Origin of the sequence: Ramlibacter sp. WS9, assembly GCF_003797765.1 — a bacterium.
Taxonomy (GTDB): Bacteria; Pseudomonadota; Gammaproteobacteria; order Burkholderiales; family Burkholderiaceae_C; genus Ramlibacter.
Genome location: NZ_RKMB01000011.1, coordinates 178191 through 198705 on the forward strand (window position 1 = coordinate 178191; position 20515 = coordinate 198705).

General features: G+C 67.5%; 21 protein-coding genes and 1 pseudogene. 17 read left to right on the forward strand and 5 right to left on the reverse strand.

From position 1 onward, the window contains the following. Positions 1 to 235 precede the first annotated feature (235 nt). The 14 genes and pseudogenes from EEB15_RS17930 to EEB15_RS17995 all read left to right on the forward strand — a co-directional run bounded on the left by EEB15_RS17930 (position 236) and on the right by EEB15_RS17995 (position 15657). Positions 236 to 2581 (forward strand): bifunctional salicylyl-CoA 5-hydroxylase/oxidoreductase, encoded by a 2346-nt coding sequence (locus EEB15_RS17930; protein WP_141511234.1) that lies wholly within the window; start codon positions 236 to 238, stop codon positions 2579 to 2581. A 2-nt stretch (positions 2582 to 2583) separates the two neighbouring features. Then, positions 2584 to 3354, forward strand: coding sequence for an SDR family NAD(P)-dependent oxidoreductase (locus tag EEB15_RS17935; protein ID WP_141511266.1), 771 nt, complete (start codon positions 2584 to 2586; stop codon positions 3352 to 3354). Beyond that, positions 3351 to 4958: an AMP-binding protein gene (locus EEB15_RS17940; RefSeq protein WP_199236563.1), complete on the forward strand. Its 1608-nt coding sequence runs from the start codon at positions 3351 to 3353 to the stop codon at positions 4956 to 4958. Before EEB15_RS17935 ends, EEB15_RS17940 begins: the two co-directional genes overlap by 4 nt. A gap of 36 nt (positions 4959 to 4994) precedes the next feature. Further along, complete coding sequence (locus tag EEB15_RS17945; protein ID WP_141511236.1) at positions 4995 to 6194, forward strand: ABC transporter substrate-binding protein; 1200 nt, start codon at positions 4995 to 4997, stop codon at positions 6192 to 6194. A gap of 23 nt (positions 6195 to 6217) precedes the next feature. Beyond that, entirely contained in the window at positions 6218 to 7138 is a 921-nt protein-coding gene (locus tag EEB15_RS17950) for a branched-chain amino acid ABC transporter permease (RefSeq protein ID WP_141511237.1), read from the forward strand. 4 nt (positions 7139 to 7142) lie between these two features. Beyond that, positions 7143 to 8096, forward strand: coding sequence for a branched-chain amino acid ABC transporter permease (locus tag EEB15_RS17955; RefSeq protein WP_141511238.1), 954 nt, complete (start codon positions 7143 to 7145; stop codon positions 8094 to 8096). Next, entirely contained in the window at positions 8093 to 8869 is a 777-nt protein-coding gene (locus EEB15_RS17960; RefSeq protein ID WP_141511239.1) for an ABC transporter ATP-binding protein, read from the forward strand. The genes EEB15_RS17955 and EEB15_RS17960 overlap by 4 nt, the downstream gene beginning before the upstream one ends. After that, positions 8853 to 9563, forward strand: a complete 711-nt coding sequence (locus EEB15_RS17965; RefSeq protein ID WP_141511240.1) for an ABC transporter ATP-binding protein — start codon at positions 8853 to 8855, stop codon at positions 9561 to 9563. Before EEB15_RS17960 ends, EEB15_RS17965 begins: the two co-directional genes overlap by 17 nt. Before the next feature lie 26 nt (positions 9564 to 9589). Continuing rightward, positions 9590 to 10714 carry an ABC transporter substrate-binding protein gene (locus tag EEB15_RS17970; protein WP_233259536.1) on the forward strand — a complete coding sequence of 375 codons (1125 nt, stop codon included), beginning with the start codon at positions 9590 to 9592 and terminating at the stop codon, positions 10712 to 10714. Further along, positions 10711 to 11139: a thioesterase family protein gene (locus EEB15_RS17975; protein ID WP_141511242.1), complete on the forward strand. Its 429-nt coding sequence runs from the start codon at positions 10711 to 10713 to the stop codon at positions 11137 to 11139. The genes EEB15_RS17970 and EEB15_RS17975 overlap by 4 nt, the downstream gene beginning before the upstream one ends. An 11-nt stretch (positions 11140 to 11150) precedes the next feature. Further along, positions 11151 to 11345, forward strand: a pseudogene (locus EEB15_RS17980) (RidA family protein); the annotation flags it as partial. A gap of 39 nt (positions 11346 to 11384) precedes the next feature. After that, positions 11385 to 12929, forward strand: coding sequence for a 3-hydroxyacyl-CoA dehydrogenase (locus EEB15_RS17985; RefSeq protein ID WP_141511243.1), 1545 nt, complete (start codon positions 11385 to 11387; stop codon positions 12927 to 12929). An 8-nt stretch (positions 12930 to 12937) separates the two neighbouring features. Then, entirely contained in the window at positions 12938 to 13849 is a 912-nt protein-coding gene (locus EEB15_RS17990) for a LysR substrate-binding domain-containing protein (protein WP_141511244.1), read from the forward strand. Positions 13850 to 13977: 128 nt separating this feature from the next. Continuing rightward, the gene (locus tag EEB15_RS17995; protein ID WP_141511245.1) at positions 13978 to 15657 is read left to right on the forward strand and encodes a carboxylesterase family protein; all 1680 of its coding nucleotides are present in this window, start codon (positions 13978 to 13980) and stop codon (positions 15655 to 15657) included. A gap of 49 nt (positions 15658 to 15706) precedes the next feature. Here the strand turns inward: EEB15_RS17995 and EEB15_RS18000 are convergent, their stop codons facing one another. The 4 genes from EEB15_RS18000 to EEB15_RS18015 all read right to left on the reverse strand — a co-directional run bounded on the left by EEB15_RS18000 (position 15707) and on the right by EEB15_RS18015 (position 17707). After that, positions 15707 to 16129: a helix-turn-helix domain-containing protein gene (locus EEB15_RS18000; RefSeq protein WP_141511246.1), complete on the reverse strand. Its 423-nt coding sequence runs from the start codon at positions 16127 to 16129 to the stop codon at positions 15707 to 15709. A gap of 60 nt (positions 16130 to 16189) precedes the next feature. Continuing rightward, positions 16190 to 16525: a hypothetical protein gene (locus tag EEB15_RS18005; protein WP_141511247.1), complete on the reverse strand. Its 336-nt coding sequence runs from the start codon at positions 16523 to 16525 to the stop codon at positions 16190 to 16192. Between the two features lie 94 nt (positions 16526 to 16619). After that, positions 16620 to 16973: an STAS/SEC14 domain-containing protein gene (locus EEB15_RS18010; RefSeq protein ID WP_141511248.1), complete on the reverse strand. Its 354-nt coding sequence runs from the start codon at positions 16971 to 16973 to the stop codon at positions 16620 to 16622. Positions 16974 to 16999: 26 nt separating this feature from the next. Beyond that, positions 17000 to 17707, reverse strand: coding sequence for a DUF899 family protein (locus EEB15_RS18015; RefSeq protein ID WP_141511249.1), 708 nt, complete (start codon positions 17705 to 17707; stop codon positions 17000 to 17002). A gap of 87 nt (positions 17708 to 17794) precedes the next feature. Here EEB15_RS18015 and EEB15_RS18020 point away from each other — a divergent pair, with 87 nt between their 5' ends. Together EEB15_RS18020 and EEB15_RS18025 are read left to right on the forward strand one after the other, a co-directional pair. Then, positions 17795 to 18679 carry a DMT family transporter gene (locus EEB15_RS18020; RefSeq protein ID WP_141511250.1) on the forward strand — a complete coding sequence of 295 codons (885 nt, stop codon included), beginning with the start codon at positions 17795 to 17797 and terminating at the stop codon, positions 18677 to 18679. Between the two features lie 179 nt (positions 18680 to 18858). Beyond that, a complete protein-coding gene (locus EEB15_RS18025; RefSeq protein WP_141511251.1) occupies positions 18859 to 19062 on the forward strand; it encodes a hypothetical protein in 204 nt (67 codons plus the stop codon). 83 nt (positions 19063 to 19145) lie between these two features. On the opposite strand, the gene EEB15_RS18030 is transcribed toward EEB15_RS18025, so the two are convergent. After that, the gene (locus EEB15_RS18030) at positions 19146 to 19889 is read right to left on the reverse strand and encodes a siderophore-interacting protein (RefSeq protein ID WP_141511252.1); all 744 of its coding nucleotides are present in this window, start codon (positions 19887 to 19889) and stop codon (positions 19146 to 19148) included. A 73-nt stretch (positions 19890 to 19962) separates the two neighbouring features. Between EEB15_RS18030 and EEB15_RS18035 the strand changes: the two genes are divergently transcribed. Further along, positions 19963 to 20391 carry a MarR family winged helix-turn-helix transcriptional regulator gene (locus EEB15_RS18035; protein WP_370283688.1) on the forward strand — a complete coding sequence of 143 codons (429 nt, stop codon included), beginning with the start codon at positions 19963 to 19965 and terminating at the stop codon, positions 20389 to 20391. Positions 20392 to 20515 lie beyond the last annotated feature (124 nt).

The following is a 20515-nucleotide window of genomic DNA, read 5'->3' on the forward strand; positions in this document are numbered from 1 at the left end:
TCCGTCTTTGATGGATGCCTTCGCTGCAATCGCGGGGCCGGGCCATCATTTCAGGGAGCGGGCGCGGCAGCTATCCACTTGTGGCAGCGCACGCGCGGCGCTGTCCGCTTCTCGCGGAAAAGATCGGCCGTGTGCCGAACGCCACCCCAGCGGCGTGGGTATTTACCCGCGCCTTGTTGACATTTGAATAGTTGACATCTAAAGTAAATGCCAATCCATTGATTGGGGTGTCGTCATGAAGATCGTGTGCATAGGCGGTGGGCCGGCCGGGCTGTATTTCGGGCTGCTGATGAAAAAGCAGGACCCGTCGCACGACGTCACCGTCGTGGAGCGCAACAAGCCCTACGACACCTTCGGCTGGGGCGTGGTGTTCTCGGACGCCACGATGCAGAACATGCGGATGTGGGACACCGAAACCGCCGCCGCGATCGAGGACGCCTTCAACCACTGGGACGACATCGAACTGGAGTTCAAGGGCCGGCGCCTGCGCAGCGGCGGCCACGGCTTCGTCGGCATCGGCCGCAAGAAGCTGCTCAACATCCTGCAGGCGCGCTGCGAGGATCTGGGCGTCAAGCTGGAGTTCGAACGCGAGGTCGAGTCGGACGCCGACTTCCCCGACGCCGACCTGGTGGTCGCCTGCGACGGCGTGAACTCGAAGATCCGCACCAGGTACGCAGAGACCTTCAAGCCCGACATCGTCACGCGGCCCAACCGCTTCATCTGGCTGGGCACGACCAAGCTCTACGACGCCTTCAACTTCACGTTCGAGCGCACCGAGCACGGCTGGTTCCAGGCCCACGTCTACCAGTTCGACGACAAGACGACCACCTTCATCGTCGAGACGCCGGAGCATGTGTGGAAGGCGCATGACCTGGACAAGCTGAACGCCGACGAATCGGTCGCGTTCTGCGAGCGGCTGTTCGCGCGGCACCTGGGCGGGCATCGCCTGATGACCAACGCGCGCCACCTGCGCGGCTCTGCCTGGCTGAACTTCCAGCGGATCAAGTGCGACCAGTGGTGGCTGCACAACGGCAACAGCCACGTCGTGCTGATGGGCGACGCGGTGCACACCGCGCACTTCGCCATCGGCTCGGGCACCAAGCTGGCCATCGAGGATGCGATCGAATTGGCACGCCAGTTCGGCCGGGCCGCCGACGGCGGGGCGGACACCAATGACGTGCTGCGGCGCTACCAGGAGCTGCGGCAGGTGGACGTGCTGCGCCTGCAGAACGCCGCGTGGAACGCGATGGAATGGTTCGAGGTGGTGGGCGAGCGCTACGCCGACAAGCTGGAGCCGGAGCAGTTCATGTATTCCATGCTCACCCGCTCGCAGCGCATCTCGCACGAGAACCTGCGCCTGCGCGACCCGGAGTGGCTGGAGGGCTTCGAGCGCTGGTTCTCCGATCGGGATGCGGCTTGCCCCGACGCGCCGGCCGGCCCGACGCCGCCGATGTTCACGCCGTTCACCGTGCGCGGCGTCACGCTGAAGAACCGCGTGGTGGTGTCGCCCATGGCGCAGTACAGCGCCGAGGACGGCCACCCCGGCGACTACCACCTGATCCACCTGGGCGCGCGTGCCACCGGCGGCGCGGGCCTGGTCTTCGCGGAGATGACATGCGTGAGCCCGACCGGGCGCATCACGCCCGGCTGCCCCGGCCTGTACGAACGCAGCCACATGGAGGGCTGGCGGAAGATCGCCCGCTGGATCCACGCCAACAGCGACGCGAAGTTCGCCTTGCAGCTGGGCCACGCCGGCGCCAAGGGCTCGACCCGCCTGGGCTGGGAAGGCACGGACAAGCCGCTGGAATCGGGCAACTGGCCGCTGATCTCGGCATCGCCGCAGCAATACCTCGAAGGCGTGAGCCAGGTCTCCCGCGCGATGTCGCGCGAGGACATGAACATCGTCAAGGCGCAGTTCGTCCGCGCGGCGCGTTGGGCCGCCGAGGCGGAGGTGGACTGGCTGGAGCTGCACTGCGCGCATGGCTACCTGCTGTCGTCTTTCATCTCGCCGCTCACCAACCAGCGCGACGACGAGTACGGCGGCTCGCTGGAGAACCGGCTGCGCTACCCCATCGAGGTGTTCAAGGCGATCCGCGAGGTGTGGCCGGATCACCTGCCGATCTCGGTGCGCATCTCGGCGCACGACTGGGTCGAAGGCGGCATCACGCCGCACGACGCCGTGGTGATCGCGAAGGCCTTCAAGGACGCCGGCGCCGACATGATCGACTGCTCCTCCGGGCAGGTGAGCAAAGCCGAGCGGCCGGTGTATGGGCGCATGTTCCAGACACCGTTCGCCGACAAGGTGCGCAACGAAGCAAACATCGCGACCATCGCCGTGGGTGCGATCTCGGAGGCGGACCACGTCAACAGCATCATTGCCGCCGGCCGTGCCGACCTGTGCGCCATCGCCCGGCCGCACCTGGCCAACCCGGCCTGGACGCTGACCGAGGCGGCGAAGATCGGCTTCAAGGCCGTCGACTGGCCCAAGCCCTACCGCTCTGCCAAGGGACAGCTCGAAGCCAACATCGCGCGTGAGAAGAGCGCGATGGCCACGGCCTCCGCTGCGAAGGAGCGCGCGTGATCCTGCCAGAGCTGAAAGGCCGGCACGCTGTCGTGACCGGTGCGGGCCAGGGCATCGGCGCCGAGATCGCCACCACCCTCGCTGCCTGTGGTGCCAACGTCACCTTGATGGGACGGCGCATGGAGCCTCTCGTTTCAATCGCCGCCCTGTTCCCCGCGCCTTCGCGCAGCCATGTGGTGGCGGTCGACGTGACGCAGCCGGACCAGGTGGAGGCCGCCTTCGCGGAAGCGCGCGAGCAGCTCGGGCCTGTCTCCATCCTGGTCAACAACGCCGGCCAGGCCGAAAGCGCTCCCTTCGCCAACACCTCGCTTGAACTGTGGAACCAGATGCTGGCCGTCAACCTCACAGGCACGTTCCTGTGCTCCAAGGCCGCCTTGCCCGACTTGATATCCGGCTGGGGGCGGATCGTCAACATCGCCAGCACGGCGGCGCAGCGCGGCTACGCTTATGTGTCGGCTTACGCCGCAGCCAAGCACGGCGTGTTGGGCTTGACGCGGTCGCTCGCGCTGGAAGTGGCCCGGAGCGGCATCACCGTCAATGCGGTGTGCCCGGGCTACACCGATACGGAACTGCTGCGCGCCAGCATCGACAACGTGGTCGAGAAGACAGGGCGCACGGCGCAGGCCGCGCGGGCCGAGTTCGAAAAGACCAATCCGCAGCGCCGCCTCATCCAGCCCGCCGAAGTGGCGGCCACGGTCTTGTGGCTGTGCAGCGAGGGCGCGGCGTCAATCACCGGCCAGGCCTTGTCCGTGTCCGGCGGGGAGGTGATGTGATGAGCGCCCACGTCGACACTTTCGCTCGCGATCATCTGCCACCGCTGGGTCAGCAGCCCGAATACCTGCTCGGCGAGGGCGATCTCGCCTTTCCGCAGCAGCTCAACTGCGCGGTGGAGCTGCTGGATCGCCATGTGGCGCAAGGGCGCGGCAACCGCCTGTGCATCCAGGCCTCGGGCGTGCGCTGGACCTATGCCGACTTGCTGGAGCACGCCAACCGCATCGCCAACATGCTGGTGCGCGACATGGGCCTGGTGCCGGGCAACCGCGTGCTGCTGCGCGCGCCCAACAACCCGATGATGGCGGCATGCTGGTTCGCCGTGGTCAAGGCCGGTGGCATCGCAGTCGCCACCATGCCGATGCTGCGCAGCAAGGAGCTCAAGCAGATCCTCGACAAGGCGCAGGTCACTCATGCGCTGTGCGATGGCCGGCTGGCCGGCGAGTTGCAATCGGCGGCCGCCCAATCGCAGACCTTGAAGCAGGTGCGTTTCTTCAACGATCCGGGGCCGGACGGCGTAGAAGCGCTGATGGCGAAGCAGCCGGCGCAGTTCGACAACGTTGCCACAGCGGCCGACGACACCTGCATCATCGCCTTCACGTCGGGCACGACCGGCCAGCCCAAAGGCACGATGCATTTCCATCGCGACGTGATGGCGGCTTGCGCCTGCTGGCCCAGGCACGTTCTGCGCCCGCAAGAGGACGACGTCTTCATCGGCACGCCGCCGCTGGCCTTTACCTTCGGGCTGGGGGGCCTGCTGCTCTTTCCCTTGAGCGTAGGCGCATCGGCGGCATTGGTGGAAAAGGCCAGCCCCGCCGAACTGATCGAGGCAGTCAAGGCCTTTGGCGCGACCGTGCTGTTCACCGCGCCCACCTCTTACCGCGCGCTGGCACAACTGCCCGGCGTCGCCCACACCGGCCTGCGCAAGTGCGTGTCGGCCGGCGAAGCGCTGACGGCCGACACGCGCGCGCAGTGGCGCGACGCCACCGGCATCGAACTGATCGACGGCATCGGTGCGACCGAGATGCTGCACATCTTCATCTCCGCCGACGAAGCGCATGCGCGGCCCGGCGCGACGGGAACGGTGGTGCCAGGCTACCAAGCTTGCATCATGGACGAACACGGCCGGCCGGCGCCCATCGGGCAGGTGGGCCGGCTCGCGGTCAAGGGCCCGACGGGCTGCCGCTACCTGGCCGACCCGCGGCAGGCGACGTATGTGAAGGACGGCTGGAACTACACCGGCGACGCGTATTCGATGGATGCGCAGGGCTACTTCTGGTACCAGTCGCGCACCGACGACATGATCGTCTCGGCCGGCTACAACATCGCCTCGACCGACGTGGAGGAGGCGCTGCTGCAGCACCCGAGCATCGCCGAATGCGGCGTGGTCGGCGTGCCGGATGTGCAACGCGGCCAGATCGTCAAGGCCTTCGTCGTGCTCAAGGGCGACACGCACGGCACCGACGAACTCGCGCGCGAACTGCAGGATTTCGTCAAGCAATCCATCGCGCCCTACAAGTACCCGCGCGCCATCGAGTTCCGCCGCGAACTTCCGCGCACCCAGACCGGCAAGCTGCAGCGCTTTCGCTTGCGCAGCCCCGAATAGTTTCTTCCCCCACACACCACCACTGAGAGGATTCTCATGCGACCCATTTCGACGGGCGGCCGACGCCTTGCCTTCATCGCCGCTGCCGCCTCGGCTCTCTGCGCAGCGGTCGCTCCCGCGCTGGCCGCGGACAGCGTGAAGATCGGTTTCCTGAGCACGCTGTCTGGTCCTGGCTCGGGCCTGGGCATCGACATTCGCGACGGCTTCAACCTGGCCGTGAAGCAGGGCGGTGGCAAGCTCGGCGGTTTGACGGCCGACGTGGTCATCGCCGACGACCAGCAGAACCCGGAGATCGGGCGCCAGACGGCGGAGCGCCTGCTGAAGAAGGACAAGGTCGACTTCATGACCGGCATCGTGTTCTCGAACGTGATGCTGGCCGTGGGCTCCACCGTCTTCAAGGAGAAGACGTACTACGTCAGCGCCAACGCCGGCCCGTCGCAGTACGCGGGCGAGCAGTGCAACCCCTACTTCTTCAACGTGGCCTGGCAGAACGACAACCTGCACGAGGCCGTGGGCAAGACGGTGCAGGAAAAGGGCTTCAAGCGCGTCGCGCTGCTGGCGCCGAACTACCCCGCCGGCAAGGACGCACTGGCCGGCTTCAAGCGCTTCTACAAGGGCGAGATCGTCCTGGAGAACTACACGGCGCTCAACCAGCTGGACTACGGCTCGGAGCTGTCGAAGATGCGCGCGGCCTCGCCAGACGCCGTCTACATCTTCCTGCCCGGCGGACTGGGCATCAACTTCATCAAGCAGTTCGTCGGTGCCGGGCTGTCCAAGGACATGACGCTGTTCGGGCCCGGCTTCTCGGCGGACGAAGACGTGATCCGCGCGGTCGGCGAGCCGATGCTGGGCATGTTCAATTCGTCGCACTGGGCGCACGACCTGGACAACGCCGCCAACAAGAAGTTCGTGACGGATTTCCAGAAGGAATACGGGCGCTTGCCTTCGCTTTACGCATCGCAGGGTTACGACGCCGCGCGGCTGATCGACTCGGCGGTGCTGGGCGTCAAGGGCAACCTCGCGGACAAGGCGGGCGTCCGCAAGGCGCTCGAGGCGGCGAAGTTCCAGTCCGTGCGCGGAGCGTTCCGCTTCAACAACAACCACTACCCGGTGCAGGACTACTACCTGCGCGTCGTCACCCGCGATGCCACGGGCCGCGTCACCAACCGGACGCTGGGCACCGTGCTGAAGAACCACGCGGACGCCTACGCCGGCAGCTGCAAGATGGCTTCCTGAGCCGCGCGGTTTTCGAGTGAGAAATGAACACGATCCTGCTTCTTGAACAGGCCTTGAACGGCCTGCAGTTCGGGCTGATGCTGTTCCTGCTGGCCGCCGGCTTGACGCTGGTGTTCGGCGTGATGGACATGATCAACCTGGCCCACGGCTCGCTCTACATGCTGGGCGCCTACACCACCGCCACGGCGGCCACCACGTCCGGCTCGTTCGCGGTGGGCCTCGCCGCCGGCGTCGCCGCGACTGCCGTGCTGGGCATGGCGCTGGAGATGACCGTGCTCCGGCGGCTCTACCAGCGCGACCACCTGGCCCAGGTGCTGGGCACCTTCGCCATCCTGCTGATGGCCAATGAAGGCGTGCGCATGATCTGGGGCCCGCAGCCCATCGTGCTGAATCCGCCGGCTGCGCTGAGCGGTCCGGTGCAGCTGATGCCTGGGCTTTCGTATCCCGCGTTCCGCCTGCTGATCATCGGCGTGGGACTCGTCGTCGCCGCCGCGCTGTACCTCATCGTCGTCAAGACGCGCGTGGGCATGCAGGTGCGCGCCGGCGCCTCGAACCGCGAGATGGCGCAGGCCATGGGCGCCAACGTCAAGCTGCTGTTCACCGCCGTGTTCGGCCTGGGTGCCGCGCTGTGCGCGCTGGCAGGCGGCATGCTCGGCCCGCTGCTGGCGGTGCAGGTGGGCATGGGCGAGAGCATCCTGATCCTGGCCTTCGTCGTCGTCGTCATCGGCGGCATCGGCTCGATCCGCGGCGCACTGGTCGGCGCGCTGCTGGTGGGCATGGTCGACACCTGCGCGCGCACCTTCCTGCCGCTGGTGCTGGAAAGCACCCTGGGCGCCTCGACCGCATCGGGCGCAGGCCCGGCCATCGCATCGATCGCCATCTACCTGCTGATGGCCGCGGTGCTGTTCTGGAAGCCGCAAGGCCTGTTCCCCGCGAGAGGATGAACCCATGATTTCCCTGCTTGACCATCGCTGGCGCCCCGCGCCTGCCGCGGCCCTGTTCGCCGTGCTGCTGGCCCTGCCCTTCATCGCGCAAGCCCTGAACGAGGGCTTCTATGTCGGGCTGGCCAGCCGCGTGCTGATCTTCGCGCTGGCTGCAACCAGCCTGAACCTGATCCTGGGCTTCGGCGGCATGGTGAGCTTCGGCCATGCCGCGTTCGTCGGCGTCGGCGCCTATTCCGTCGCGATCCTGATGCAGCATGGCGTGGAGTCGGCGTGGATCGCCTGGCCGTTGGCCGTGCTGATGAGCGCCGCGTTCGCACTCGTGATCGGCGCCATCAGCCTGCGGACCAAAGGCGTGTACTTCATCATGATCACGCTGGCTTTCGCGCAGATGCTGTTCTACGTCGCCGTGTCGCTGAAGGCCTACGGCGGCGAGGACGGGCTGGCTCTCGCAGCCCGCTCCACCATCGTGCGCGGCATGGACATGGCCAACGACACCGTCTTCTACTACGTCGTGCTGGGCGTCGCCGCGCTCGCCTTCGCCGGCGTGCAGCGCCTGCTCAACGCGCGCTTCGGCCACGCGCTGCAAGCCATCCGCGAGAACGAGACGCGGATGGCCGCCATCGGCTACCCGGTCTATCGCCACAAGCTCGCCGCCTTCACGCTGGCCGGCGCCATCGCCGGGCTCGCGGGGGTGCTGGCCGCCAACCAGTCCGGCTTCGTCAGCCCATCGCTGCTGCAGTGGAGCCAGTCGGGCATGCTGATGATGATGGTCATCCTGGGCGGCATCGGCCACCTGTACGGCGGCATCGTCGGCGCGGCCGTGTTCCTGCTGCTCGAGGAAGTGCTGAGCGCCCACACCATCCACTGGCAATTCGCGCTCGGCGCGGTGCTGCTTGCCGTGGTGCTGGCCGCGCCCCATGGCCTGGCCGGGCTGGTCCGCCGGAGGACGAATCCGTGAGCAAGCCCTTGTTGCAGGTCGAGCAGCTCGTCAAGCGCTTCGACGGCCTCACGGCCACGGACCGCGCGAACATCAAGATCCATGCCGGAGAGATCCACGCACTGATCGGCCCCAACGGCGCCGGCAAGACCACGCTGATCCACCAGATCTCGGGCACGCTCAAACCGGACAGCGGCCGCATCCTGTTCGATGGAGCGGAGATCAACAAGCTGGCCATCCACCAGCGCGTGGCGCGCGGGTTGGCTCGCTCCTACCAGATCACCAACACCTTCCCGCGCCTCTCCGTGCTGGACAACCTGGTGCTCGCGGTGCGGGCACGGGACGGCTCCAGCTTCGGCCTCTGGAAAAGCGCACGCAACGAAGCCCTCACGCACGAGGGCGCGGCCGCGGTGGCCGACCGCGTCGGTCTCACGCGCAAGCTCGATTGCCTCGCCGGCTCGCTGGCCCACGGCGAACAGCGCCAGCTGGAGATGGGACTGGCGCTGGCGACGAAGCCCAAGCTGCTGCTGCTCGACGAGCCGATGGCCGGCATGGGGCCGGACGAATCGGAGCGCATGGTGAGCCTGCTGCAGTCGCTGCGCGGTGAAGTGACGATGCTGCTGGTGGAACACGACATGGAGGCGGTGTTCCGCCTGGCCGACCGCATCTCGGTGCTGGTGTTCGGCCATGTGATCGCCAGCGGCAAGCCCTCGGCGATCCGGCAGGACGCCGCGGTGCAGAAAGCCTATCTGGGCGACGAAGAACAGGAGGCCGATCTTGAGTGCGTTGCTTGAAGTGCAAAACCTGGAAGCCGGCTACGGCACCAGCCAGGTGCTGTTCGGCATGTCGCTGGCCATCAACGCCGGCGAGGTGGCGACGCTGCTCGGGCGCAACGGCATGGGCAAGACCACGACGGTGAAGTCGCTGCTCGGCCTGGTCAAGCCGCGCGCGGGCTCGATACGCTTTCGCGGCGATCGCATCGACGGCATTTCGCCCGACCGCATCGCGCGTCTGGGCATCGCCGTGGTGCCTGAAGGCCGCCAGATTTTTCCCAACCTGAGCGTGGAAGAAAACCTGAAGGCGTTCGCGGCCAACCGCCGAGCTGCGGCGAATGCCTGGACGCTGGACCGCGTGTACGCGCTCTTCCCACGACTGCTGCAGCGGCGCGGCAACATGGGCGGGCAGCTGTCCGGCGGCGAGCAACAGATGCTGGCCATCGGCCGCGCGCTGATGACCAACCCCGAGCTGCTGATCCTCGACGAAGCCACCGAAGGCCTGGCGCCGCTGGTGCGCGAGGAAATCTGGCGCTGCCTCGACACGCTGCGCGGGCAGGGGCAGACCATCCTGGTGATCGACAAGTACGTCAAGCGGCTGGTGAAGCTCGCGGGCACGCACACCATCGTGGAACGCGGCCGCGTGGCCTGGGCCGGGCCGTCGCACCAGCTCGCCGCCGACCCGTCGCTCTGGCATCGCTACATCGGCGTTTAGGCACGCCCTCAACAGGAGCAATGGAAATGAACAGACCGTCTCGCATCCTCATCGGCGCGATCGCCGTCGCGGCTTCCCTGGCGGCGGCCGCGCAGCAAAAAGGCAGGCCGCCCGTCGTCATCGGGCAGACGTACGTGCAGACCGGACCGTTGGCCGCGCTGTCGACCGAGCCGCTGACCGGCATCCGCGCCATGCTGGAAGCCACCAACGCCCGGGGCGGCATCCATGGCCGGCAGCTCGAGCTGCGACAGGCCGACGACGGCAACGATGCCGAAAGGGCCGCGGCCAATGTCAGGAAGTTCGCCGCCGAGGGCGCCGTCGCGCTGCTGACGCCGATCGGCACGACGTCGTCTGTCGGGGCCCTGGCCGCGGCCAACGAGGTGAAAGTGCCCCTCGTCGCCCCCTACACCGGCGCCGCGCCCGTGGTGAAGTACACGCCCTACGGCTTCCCGCTGCGGATCAGCTTCGAGGAGGAGTACAGCCGCATCGTCAACCACCTGTTCACCATCGGCCTGACGCGGATCGCCTTCGCTCACAACGACAACCCCGGTGCCCGGTCGGCCATGGAAGCCACGCGCAAGCTGGTCGAGCAGCGCGGACAGAAAATGCTGGGCAGCGCGGCGATCCAGCAAGACGGCGCCGATGCGGCCGCGAAGGCGCAGGAGCTGGCCGCGCTCAAGCCGAACGCCGTGGTCCTGTCGGCCACCAACGCCGTCGCGGCGAAGTTCATCCAGGCGTACCGCGCCGGGGGGGCGGAGGCCCGCTTCTATTCGTTCTCGTTCCTCAACGGCCAGGGCCTGTACAAGTCCATCGGTGCCGATGCGGCCGGCGTCGTGGTGTCCCAGGTCGTACCCTACCCATGGAACGCGGCCATTCCGCTCATCGCGGAATACCAGAGCGCCATGAAGAAGATCGGCGAGAACAACTTCAGCTACGGCAGCCTGGAGGGCTACATCAACATGAAGGTGGTGGTCGAGGCGCTCAAGCGCGCGGGGAGCAGTCCCACCCCCGATTCGGTGAAGGCGGCGCTCGAGACCCTCAAGTCCCACGACCTGGGCGGCCTCTTCGTGAAGTACACACCGGCCGAGCACACCGGGCTCACCTTCTCCGAACTCTCGATGATCAAGAAAGACGGCGGCTACGCCCGATGACTCTTTCGTCGAATTGCTTCAGCAGACCGGCCGTCATCCGTTTCTCGCACTGCGACCCGGCCGGCATCGTCTTCTTCCCCCAGTACCTGGTGATGTTCAACGACCTGGTGGAAGACTGGTTCACCCACGGCCTGGGCGTGCGCTTCGCGGAGTTCTTCACCGTGCGGCGGCTGGGGTTTCCCACCGTGAGCCTCGCGTGCGGCTTCAAGGCCGTGAGCCGCATCGGCGACGACGTCGTGCTGTCGATCCGCGTCGAGCGCGTCGGAACGAGCTCCATCACCTTGCAGCTGCGGTGCGACGCCGGCGCCGAATGCCGGGTCGAGGTACGGCAAGTGCTGGTCGCCACGAGCCTGGAAACCCACCGGCCGATCCCGCTGCCGCCGGACATCCGGCAGGCGCTGGACACATTCGTTCAAGTTCACTAAGGGAGATTCCAATGCAAGTACTGCTGCCTCCGGGCTGGCCGCGTCCCCGTGGCTACGCGAACGGCGTGGCCGCCACCGGCCGCATGGTCTTTGTCGCCGGCATGATCGGCTGGGACGGCGACTGCAAGTTCCACAGCAGCACCATGGGCGGGCAGGTGCGGCAGGCACTGCAGAACATCGTCGACGTGCTCCAGGCCGGCGGCGCGCGCGAGGCGACCGCGGTTGTCCCGCAGTAGCCGGCCGCCATGTCCTTCGACGCTTTATCACCGGAACTCGTCATCGCCGTGGTCGGCACCGGGGCCATGGGCCGCGGCATCGCGCAAGTCGCCGCGCAAGCCGGGATCACCGTGCTGCTGCACGACACGCGGCGCGACGGGGCTGAAGAGGCCCGGGCCGCGATCACCGATGAACTGAACTTCCTCGCCGCCAAGGGCAAGCTGGAATGGAGCGTCGCGACGACGGCCGCATCCAACCTCGTCGCCGTCGCGCGGCTGCAGGACGTGGCGCCGGCCCACGTCGTGATCGAAGCGATCGTCGAGAACCGCGACGCCAAGCAGGCGCTGTTCAAGGAACTGGAGCAGGTGGTGTCGGAGAGTTGCATCCTGGCCACCAACACTTCGTCGCTGTCGGTCACCGAGATCGCCGCCAAGTGCGCACGGCCCGCGAGGGTTGCCGGGCTGCACTTCTTCAATCCCGTCCCACGTATGAAGCTGGTGGAAGTGGTGGCCGGCGTGGCGACGCGAGCGGCCGTCTGCGACAGCCTGGTCGCGCTGGTGAACCGCATGGGCCACGCGCCCGTGCGCGCGCAGGACACGCCGGGGTTCGTCGTGAACCACGCCGGCCGTGGCCTGGGCACCGAAGCGCTGCGTCTGGTGGCCGAAGGCGTTGCGCCGTTTCACGAGATCGACGCCATCCTGCGCGAGCAGGCCGGCTTTCGCTTGGGGCCCTTCGAGCTGTTCGACCTCGTGGGGCTGGACGTCTCGGCCCCGGTGATGGAATCCATCTACCGCCAGTACTACGAGGAGCCGCGCTTTCGCCCGACGCCCTTGCTCACGCAACGGCTGCGCGCCGGGCTGCTGGGCAAAAAGAGCGGCGAAGGCTTCTACCGCTACGTGGACGGCCATGCGGTGAAGCCTCTACCGTTGCGGCCGCCGGACGACCGGCCGGCCAGCGTTTGGGTGAGCAGCGCGCAGCCCGGGCTGGGCCGCTCCGCGCGCGCGCTGCTGTCGGGCCTGGGCGCCGAGATCGAAACAGCGGCGCGCCCCAGCGAGGACGCGTTGTGCTTCGTGACGCCGCTGGGCGAGGACGTGAGCACGTGCTGTGCCGATGAGGGGTTGGACCCCACACGCACGGTGGCGCTCGACATGCTCTTCGCCAATGCGCAACGCCGCGCCCTGATGCTTTCGCCCTTCACCAGCAAGGCTTCGCGGGATGCGGCGCACGGATTGCTTGCTTCGGGCGGACAGGTCAGCATCGTCCAGGACAGCGTCGGGTTGATCGCCCAGCGCGTCGTGGCCACGATCATCAACATCGCTTGCGACATGGCCCAGCAGCAGGTCGCCACACCGGGCGACATCGACAGCGCCGTGACGCTGGGCCTGGGTTATCCGTCCGGCCCCTTGTCGTGGGGCAACCAGCTGTCGCCGAAGGTCGTCCTGCAGATCCTGGTCAACATGCAGCAGCTGACGGGTGACCCGCGCTATCGGCCGTCCCCCTGGCTGCGGCGCCGGGCGCAACTGGGCGTGTCGCTCCTGGCGCAGAATGTGAACGGAACCGCCCCGATGACATAAGGCTTTTCATGCAAGAACTGACCGACGTACCGCACGACCTGATGATGCTCGTGGAGGTCGTCGAGGCAGGCGGGTTTTCAGCCGCGAGTCAGCGCACCGGCATTCCCAAATCGCGCCTCAGCCGCCGCATCGCCGCGCTGGAGGAGCGCCTGGGCGTGGCGCTGCTGATGCGCAACGCGCGCCACTTCGAAGTCACCGAGCTGGGCAAGGAAATGTTCCAGCGCGGCCTGAAGATCCGCGACGAAACGCGTGCCGCGCTCGCGATGGCGCAGGAGGGCCGCGGCGAGCCCAGCGGGGTCCTGCGCGTGGCCTGCCCGATCGCGCTGGCTTCGTTCCTGATCGGCGACGTGGCGATCGCGTTCGCGCGCGACTATCCCCGCGTGACGCTCACGATGAAGACCACCGATGGCAGCTCCCCGGACGAACACTTCGACCTCATCATCCAGCCGGCACGGCGCGCATTGGCCGACTCGAGCATGGTGGCACAGCAGTTGATGGCGTCGCCCTATGTGCTGGTGGCCTCGCCGCAGCTCATCGCCGAGACCGGGCTGGCCGTGGACCCAGGGCATGTGGTGGAGTGGCCCACCATCGGCTGGAGCTTCGACGAGCACGCGACCCGGTGGACTTTGTCGGGGCCGCAAGGCGAAACCTGCGTCGTCCCGGTGAAGGCGCGGCTGCACAGCGACAGCCTGCTGGTCATTCGCAAAGCCGCCATGGCCGGCATCGGCGTGGCGCAGTTGCCGCAGGTGCTGTGTCAGAAAGACATCGACGAGGGCACCCTGGGCATCGTGGCGCCGGGCTGGGCGCCCGTCCCGATGTCGGTCTATGCGCTGTACCCCTCACGCCATCACCTCACGCACGCCGGCCGGCTCTTTCTTGCAGCGCTTTCGCAGGCGCTTTCGCCGTATGGGCCGAGGTGAAACTTCGCGATAAGCGCGCGCGTGGAATATAGAGTCCTGAAATTGCAACGACTGTTCTGATGCTTCCCGCCATACGATGAATTCAGCAGTCCATCCATGGTGGATGAGACGCAGAAGGAGACAGTCGTATGGATACCCAACCCACCCGCCGGACGATCATTTCGCCATCACGCCGCGGGTTCATTCTCGGCACGGGCAGCCTGCTCGCCCTGCCGCTGGTCGGATGCGGAGGCGGCGGCGACAGCGTCGAGCGGCCCCTGCTCGCAGAGACCAGCTCGGGCGTGCTGAGCGGAGAGGTCAACGGACAAGTCATTTCGTACAAGGGCATCCCGTACGCGCAAGCGCCGATGGGCGCGCTGCGATTCAAGTCGCCCAAGCCGGTCAACTTCACCGGCGTGCGGCGCGACGCGAAGGCATTCGGCGCGGCCAGCATCCAGACCAACACCACGTGGATCTACGAGCCGCCGACGAACCAGGCCGAAGACTGCCTGTCGCTGAACGTGTGGGCACCGACGACGGGCGCCAGCTTGCCGGTGGTCGTCTGGCTGCATGGCGGCGGCTTCCGCTCGGGCGCGACCAGCATGTCGCTGATGGACGGCCAGAAGCTGGCGCAGATGGGCGTCGTGGTGGTGACGGTCAATTACCGCCTGGGCGCGCTGGGGCATCTGGCCCACCCGGACTTCGCGGATCCGGACACCGGCGCCACCGCGAACTGGGCGGTGCAGGACCAGGTGGCCGCGCTTCAATGGGTGAAGGCCAACATCAAGGCCTTCGGCGGCGACCCGAACAACGTCACGCTGTCGGGCCAGTCCGGCGGTGCGATGAACTCGATCATGATCGCGCAGAACCCCAAGTGGCGCCCGCTCGTGTCGCGCCTCTACCTGGTGAGCCCGCCCGACGTATCCACGCCCTTCGGCTTTTCGCTGGCCGACGCCGCGGTCTACACTGAGGTCATCGCGCAGAGGCTGGGCACCACGCCCAAGGGCCTGGCCGGGGTGTCGGGGCTGGACATCCACAATGCCGAACTCGCGCTGTCGCGTGCCGCGCTGCCCGCGTCCGTCACCACGGGCCGTGCGTTCCGCATCGCGCCGCTGGTCGACGGAAGCAACTACCTGTCGGACTGGATCAAGACGCCCTTCCCGGCCAACCTGCCGGTCGTCGTCACCTATGACCTGACGGAGGGATCGTTCTTCACCGACCTTTACGACAACCTGGCGAAGAAGAGCTCGTCGCCGCCACTGCCGGCGACGCACGAGGCGCTGGCCGGCCAGGTGGCGGGCTACCTGGGCAGCATGGGCATCGCCGCGGACAAGGCCCCCGGGGTCATCGCTGCGTATCGCGCGGCGGCGCTCGCCGACGGCCGCGCCGATGTGCCGGGCGATCTGTGGACCGAAATCTTCGGCGACTCGATCCTGCGCAACTACGGCGTGCGCCTGGCCAACCAGGTGGCCGCCGCCGGTGGCAGCGCGCGGCTGGCGACGTACATGCACCCCATCCTGCCGCCGGCCCGCGGCGTCCCCCACTGCGCCGAACTGCCTTTCCTGTTCGGGACCTACGACCAGCCGTACTACAAGGACAAGTTCGGCACCAGCCCGGTAGAGGCCGAGCTCTCGCAGAAATGGATGCGGTCGCTCACGTCCTTCGCCGCGAACAGCAACAGCATGTTCTCGGACGACACACCGTGGCCCGTCTACGCCAAGGACCACTCCAACACCGCCCGCATCGGCGACGTGGGCTCCGGCGTGTCCTTCGGGCCGCTGCCCAAGGCCGCGCAACTGGCGGTCTGGGACCCGTTGCTGGGCTTCTGACCGGAGCGGCTGGGCGCGCCGGGAATGCCCGTCGTCGTGGAGGCCGCGCCTACGTGCGTTTCGGCACGGCCTTCGTGCGCTCGCCGAACGCGCCGGACGCGGCGGCTTTCATGATGCGCCGGAAGGTGGGGCATTCCATGTGGCTGGGCGCGGGGCACGCCGCCGCATGGCGCAGGCCGTCTCGCATCGCGCTCAGCTTGCGGATGGTCCGGTCCAGCTCTTCCGCTTTGTCGGCGAGCAGCTTCCGGTCGATGCGCGGCTTGCCGCCGGATGTGAACATGCGCGCGATCTCGTCCAGCGAGAAGCCGGCCGAGCGGCCCACGGCGATCAGTGCCAACCGCTCCAGCACGCCCGCGTCGAACACGCGGCGCAGCCCTTGCCTGCCGACCGACGCGATCAGGCCCTTTTCTTCGTAATACCGCAGCGCAGAGGCGGGCACACCCGACCGCTGGGCCACCTCGGCGATGTCCATGTCACTTCCCCTTGAGTTCAAGCCAGCTTGAAGTGGGACAGTTTAGACCCGCCGCACGTTCTAGCTTCGCCCCTCGGCCGTGCAGCGCCGCTCGGCCTCGTTCAACCACGCATTGATGACCGCGGCCCTGGCGTCCGGCAGGTCGCATTCGGCATGGCCGTCGGCCGTCCCGGGAGCGGATTCGTTCGCTTGCGCCTGGCAGGCCGCGGCCCACTGCACGTCGTAGGTCATCTGAGCCGCCTCCCTACACCCCACCATGGCGCTGCGCAAATTGACGACCGTGAAGTCATCGGGGCCGGGTGCCGCGCCCTGGCCGGCGGGCGCGCCTGGAAAGTGGTGGAACGCAACCGCCCCAGCGCCGGCCACGAGCACGGCGGCCAAGAGGGATGCGTTCAAATGCTGGTGCATTCGGGGCCACACGAGGATCGCGCATCAAACATAGCACGGCGCCGCCGGGCCGTGTTGCAACAAAACTGACGGCGCGGCCGGGCTAGGACCGTACCCAGCGCACCGCGTCGTCCATCACAGAAAAAAGGCGCAGCGACAGGCCGGCGCGCGTGGCCTCGTCCTCCACCACGCCTGTGATCTTGCGGGCCTCGATCACCAGGGCCACCCTCTTCATCCGGGCCAGGTGCTTCGCCATGAGCACACCGACCGCGCGGCGCTCAGGTTCGCCAAGCCAGCCCACCAGGCCGCCCAGTTCGAAGACGGCGCGGTCGGTGGGTTCGTTATGGAGCGCAGCTTCCACTTCGGTCAAGGCGTTTTCCCACGCCTCCGGGGTGACGAGGCCGGTGAGTTGGACGAGGACGAAGCCGTCCTTCGGTTGAAGCTGGAACTGGAGCATCCGCCCAGCATAGCCGCACGGCGCGGCTATGAGGCTAGGGGATATTCCAGCTTTGGGTACCAGTCATCGCCGCGCCCGCCAGGCGTCATGTCGAGCAAGGTCCACAGCGGCGCGACGTCCGGAGCGCCACGCGGATCCTGGCCCGAGTCCGCAGTGCTGCCGTCCATCTCGCCGGCCCAGAAGTGCCGCACCACGCCGTCGCGCTTGACCCAGACGTCCAGCGCGGCCCATTCGTCGCCATTGGGCGCCAGGCCCCGATAGTCTCGTGCAAAGTCATCGCCGACGGTCTGATAGAACTTCAGGTTGCGCCAGCCGCGCTCGCGGGCGAAAGCCAACTGGCGCGACACCGGCGAGCGGCCCAGCACAGCGAGCGCCACTCGCTGCGTGAGGTCGCGCGCCGGGTGGTCGATCGAGCCGAGAAATGACGTGCACATGGGGCACGGCCGCTCGCGCTGCGGGCCGAACATCCAGAAGTAGGTGATGAGCGTGTCGTGCCTGCCGAAGAGATCGGCGAGCCCCAAGGTTTTGCCGTTCTCATCGACGAACGCATAGTCGGGCGGCTGGCCGCCGAGCGGCAACTGGCGGCGCATCGCCGCGACCCGTTCGATCTGCCGGCGCAATTCGATCTCTTCGGCGAGCAGTCGCGTGCGCGCCTCGCGGTATTCCGGGCCGTCGTTCGGATAGGGCTTGCTCGCAGCGGCGGCCATTTCGGCCGCGGGTTTCAATGTCGGCATGGTGCTGTCCTTTGAGTAGCAACATTCGAAGCGTAGCCCGTTTGCAACTGCTCGGCTTGCGCTTCGGCGATGATCGGCGGCCAACCCATGCAGACGCGCCACTTCCTCCAACTGATCTTCATGTCCGCGCTGTGGGGCGCGTCGTTCCCGCTGATCCGTATCGCCAGCCCGGCGTTCGGGCCCTGGGGTTTGGCGGGCTTTCGCTGCGCGCTCGCGGCTGTGGTGCTGGCGGCGCTGATGCGCGTGCTGCGCCAGAGCTGGCCGGACAAACGCACGTGGCTGCGGATGACCTTGCTCAGCCTCGCGACGGTCGTCGCGCCTTTCGTGCTGTTCAACTCTGCGGCGCTGGTGCTGCCCTCGGGCTACTCGGCGATCCTGAACGCCACCGTGCCGCTGTTCGGCATCCTCGGCGCCGCTGCGCTGGGCGAGGAGCGCCTCACGACGCGGCGGCTGGCCGGCTGCGCACTCGGCTTCGTCGGCGTCGCGCTGCTGGTCCGGCTGGGGCCGATCGCGATCGACGCACAGGTCATCCTTGCGGCTCTGGCCTGCATCGCCGCGTCGGCCAGTTATGGCGTCGGTGCGATCTTCATGAAACGCGCGACCCTGGCGCATCAGCCGCTGCCGGTTTCCGCAGCGGTCCACGTCGCGGCAACTCTCGTGCTGCTGGTACCGACGGCAGCGACGACACCGTCGATGCAGCCAACGGCAGCAGCTGTCATTGCGGTGACCGTCATCGGCTTGGTCACCTCAGGCTTCATGTACTGGCTGAGCATGCGGCTCATGCGCGAAATACCAGCGAGCGCGGCCACGTCGCCCGCCTTCATGATCCCGCTGTTCGGCGTGACCTGGGGCAGCCTGTTTCTCGGCGAGCCGGTGACGGCGGGCATGTTGCCGGGATGCCTGCTCGTCCTTGCGGCAATGGCGCTGGTGACGGGCTTCAACCCTTTTCGCGGGGCGCCACCCGAGCCGTGATGGCTGTTGATGCTGACGGCCGGGCCGGACAGCGCCTACTCGCTGTAGGTGCGAACTAGGCAGCGGAATCGGCATTGACCGTGGCTGGCGCCCGACGTGCGCTGATGGTGAGAAGGCGGCCGGGCATCCATATTCGAGTCATGCGCAAAGCCAGTGGCCCGCGCAACCGGAGAACTCAAATGAACGACTCGCCCCAGATCCGATTCGAACTGCGTTTCCAGTCCCTCTTCGACAGCGGACGCGGCTACGCTTTTCCCTGCGACCCCACGGGTCAGGTCAACCTCGACGGCTTGAGCGAGCAGGCACGCAACAACTACTTGTACGCGCGCGCCATGGTCGGCCGCGAGCTCTCAGTCCCGGCGCTGCGGCCCGCGATGCACTGAGCCTGGCTCCGTGCTGTCATTGCGCACTTGATCCGGCAATCCATGCATCGCTCGCCTGCTTGGGTGGCGAGCGTTACAGGCATTCAAGCGTCCGATTCCAGATTTTCGTGATGGGCCGCAGCGCCCTGCTTCCAGTACGCGGCAGCGCGGATCGCGTGCTTGTCGTGGCCTTTGTCGTCCACCAGGATGCGGCGCACCGTCGCCATGGTTCGCGCTTCACCCGCGCACCACGCGTAGCCCTCGCCGTCGGGCAACGACAGTGCGCGCACCGCTTCGATCAGCTGCGCGGGTTCCGCGATCCACTGCACTGCGACATCTGCCGCCGTCTTGAAATCGCGGCGGTCCGGCTCTTCCACTTGCCCGACTACGATGGCGCGCGCGTCGGCGGGCAATTCTTCCAGGCGGCGCGCGATGGCGGGCAGTGCCGTCTCGTCGCCGACGAAGAGGTGCCATGCGTAGTCCAGCGGAATGATGAACGAACCGCGCGGCCCCGCGATGGTCGCGCGCTGACCCGGCGCAGCCAGTGCCGCCCAGTTGGCAGCCGGGCCGTCGCCATGCAACGCGAACTCGATCGTCAACTCGCGGCGCGCGGCGTCGTAGCGGCGCGGCGTGTAGTCGCGCATGATGGGGGCGCCATGAGCGCCGGGCAGCACGAACTTCACATGGTCGTCGAAAGACGCACTGATGAAGCCGTCGAGCGACTCGCCGCCGAACGTGACGCTGCGAAAGTGCGGGCTCAGCTCGTCGACGCGGACGACTTCGACGTCACGGCGCTTGATCTCGTGCCGCACGCGCTGGACGCGGCTGGCGGTGGTAGAGGTGTTCATGGCTTCAGGCCTATAGGGGATAATGTCAACCATTATGGGATCTATAGAAGACATTGTCAACCAATCGGCTGGCGTGCCCGCGGACGATGACGTGCTGGAGCTGGTGCACCGGCTGATGCACGACTACCGGTCGCTGCAGTACCGGTTGTTGCGCGACGGCCCGCACGAGATCACCCACATGGAAGGCAAGGTGCTCGGGTTCTTCCACCGGCACCCAGGCGCGACGCAGAAGGAGCTGGCTCAGCACAGTGGCCGCGACAAAGCCCAGATGGCGCGGCTGATCGCGGGCCTGCGTGAGCGCGGGCTGATCGACGCCGAGGTCGACGAGGCCGACCGGCGCAACGTGAAGCTGTCGCTGTCCGCGGCGGGCCTCGCGGTGCACCGCGGCCTGCAACAGCAGGCCAAGCGGCTGAGCGCCAAAGCGGTTTCCGGGCTCGGAACGGCGGAGAAGGAGCAGTTGCTCGCGTTGTTGCGCCGCGTCAGGCAGAACCTGGCGAAATAGGGCCTGTTAACGCTATTTCCAGGGGCGCGAAGGGGCCGCATCGGGCGCCAATCAAGGCGCACGGTGCAGCCCGCACTCGCGTGCGGGCCAGCCGGGCAACGCCGAGTGGCGCCCGATGCGGCCC

Bases quoted from the DNA above. Each gene is read 5' to 3' on its own strand.
- EEB15_RS18020 (WP_141511250.1), top strand. From the start codon at position 17,795: ATGCAGACGCGCCACTTCCTCCAACTGATCTTCATGTCCGCGCTGTGG.
- EEB15_RS17955 (WP_141511238.1), top strand. From the start codon at position 7,143: ATGATTTCCCTGCTTGACCATCGCTGGCGCCCCGCGCCTGCCGCGGCC.
- EEB15_RS18025 (WP_141511251.1), top strand. From the start codon at position 18,859: ATGAACGACTCGCCCCAGATCCGATTCGAACTGCGTTTCCAGTCCCTC.
- EEB15_RS17985 (WP_141511243.1), top strand. From the start codon at position 11,385: ATGTCCTTCGACGCTTTATCACCGGAACTCGTCATCGCCGTGGTCGGC.
- EEB15_RS17990 (WP_141511244.1), top strand. From the start codon at position 12,938: ATGCAAGAACTGACCGACGTACCGCACGACCTGATGATGCTCGTGGAG.
- EEB15_RS17995 (WP_141511245.1), top strand. From the start codon at position 13,978: ATGGATACCCAACCCACCCGCCGGACGATCATTTCGCCATCACGCCGC.
- EEB15_RS17930 (WP_141511234.1), top strand. From the start codon at position 236: ATGAAGATCGTGTGCATAGGCGGTGGGCCGGCCGGGCTGTATTTCGGG.
- EEB15_RS17950 (WP_141511237.1), top strand. From the start codon at position 6,218: ATGAACACGATCCTGCTTCTTGAACAGGCCTTGAACGGCCTGCAGTTC.
- EEB15_RS18030 (WP_141511252.1), bottom strand. From the start codon at position 19,889: ATGAACACCTCTACCACCGCCAGCCGCGTCCAGCGCGTGCGGCACGAG.
- EEB15_RS17970 (WP_233259536.1), top strand. From the start codon at position 9,590: ATGAACAGACCGTCTCGCATCCTCATCGGCGCGATCGCCGTCGCGGCT.
- EEB15_RS17975 (WP_141511242.1), top strand. From the start codon at position 10,711: ATGACTCTTTCGTCGAATTGCTTCAGCAGACCGGCCGTCATCCGTTTC.
- EEB15_RS17945 (WP_141511236.1), top strand. From the start codon at position 4,995: ATGCGACCCATTTCGACGGGCGGCCGACGCCTTGCCTTCATCGCCGCT.
- EEB15_RS18015 (WP_141511249.1), bottom strand. From the start codon at position 17,707: ATGCCGACATTGAAACCCGCGGCCGAAATGGCCGCCGCTGCGAGCAAG.
- EEB15_RS18000 (WP_141511246.1), bottom strand. From the start codon at position 16,129: ATGGACATCGCCGAGGTGGCCCAGCGGTCGGGTGTGCCCGCCTCTGCG.
- EEB15_RS18010 (WP_141511248.1), bottom strand. From the start codon at position 16,973: ATGCTCCAGTTCCAGCTTCAACCGAAGGACGGCTTCGTCCTCGTCCAA.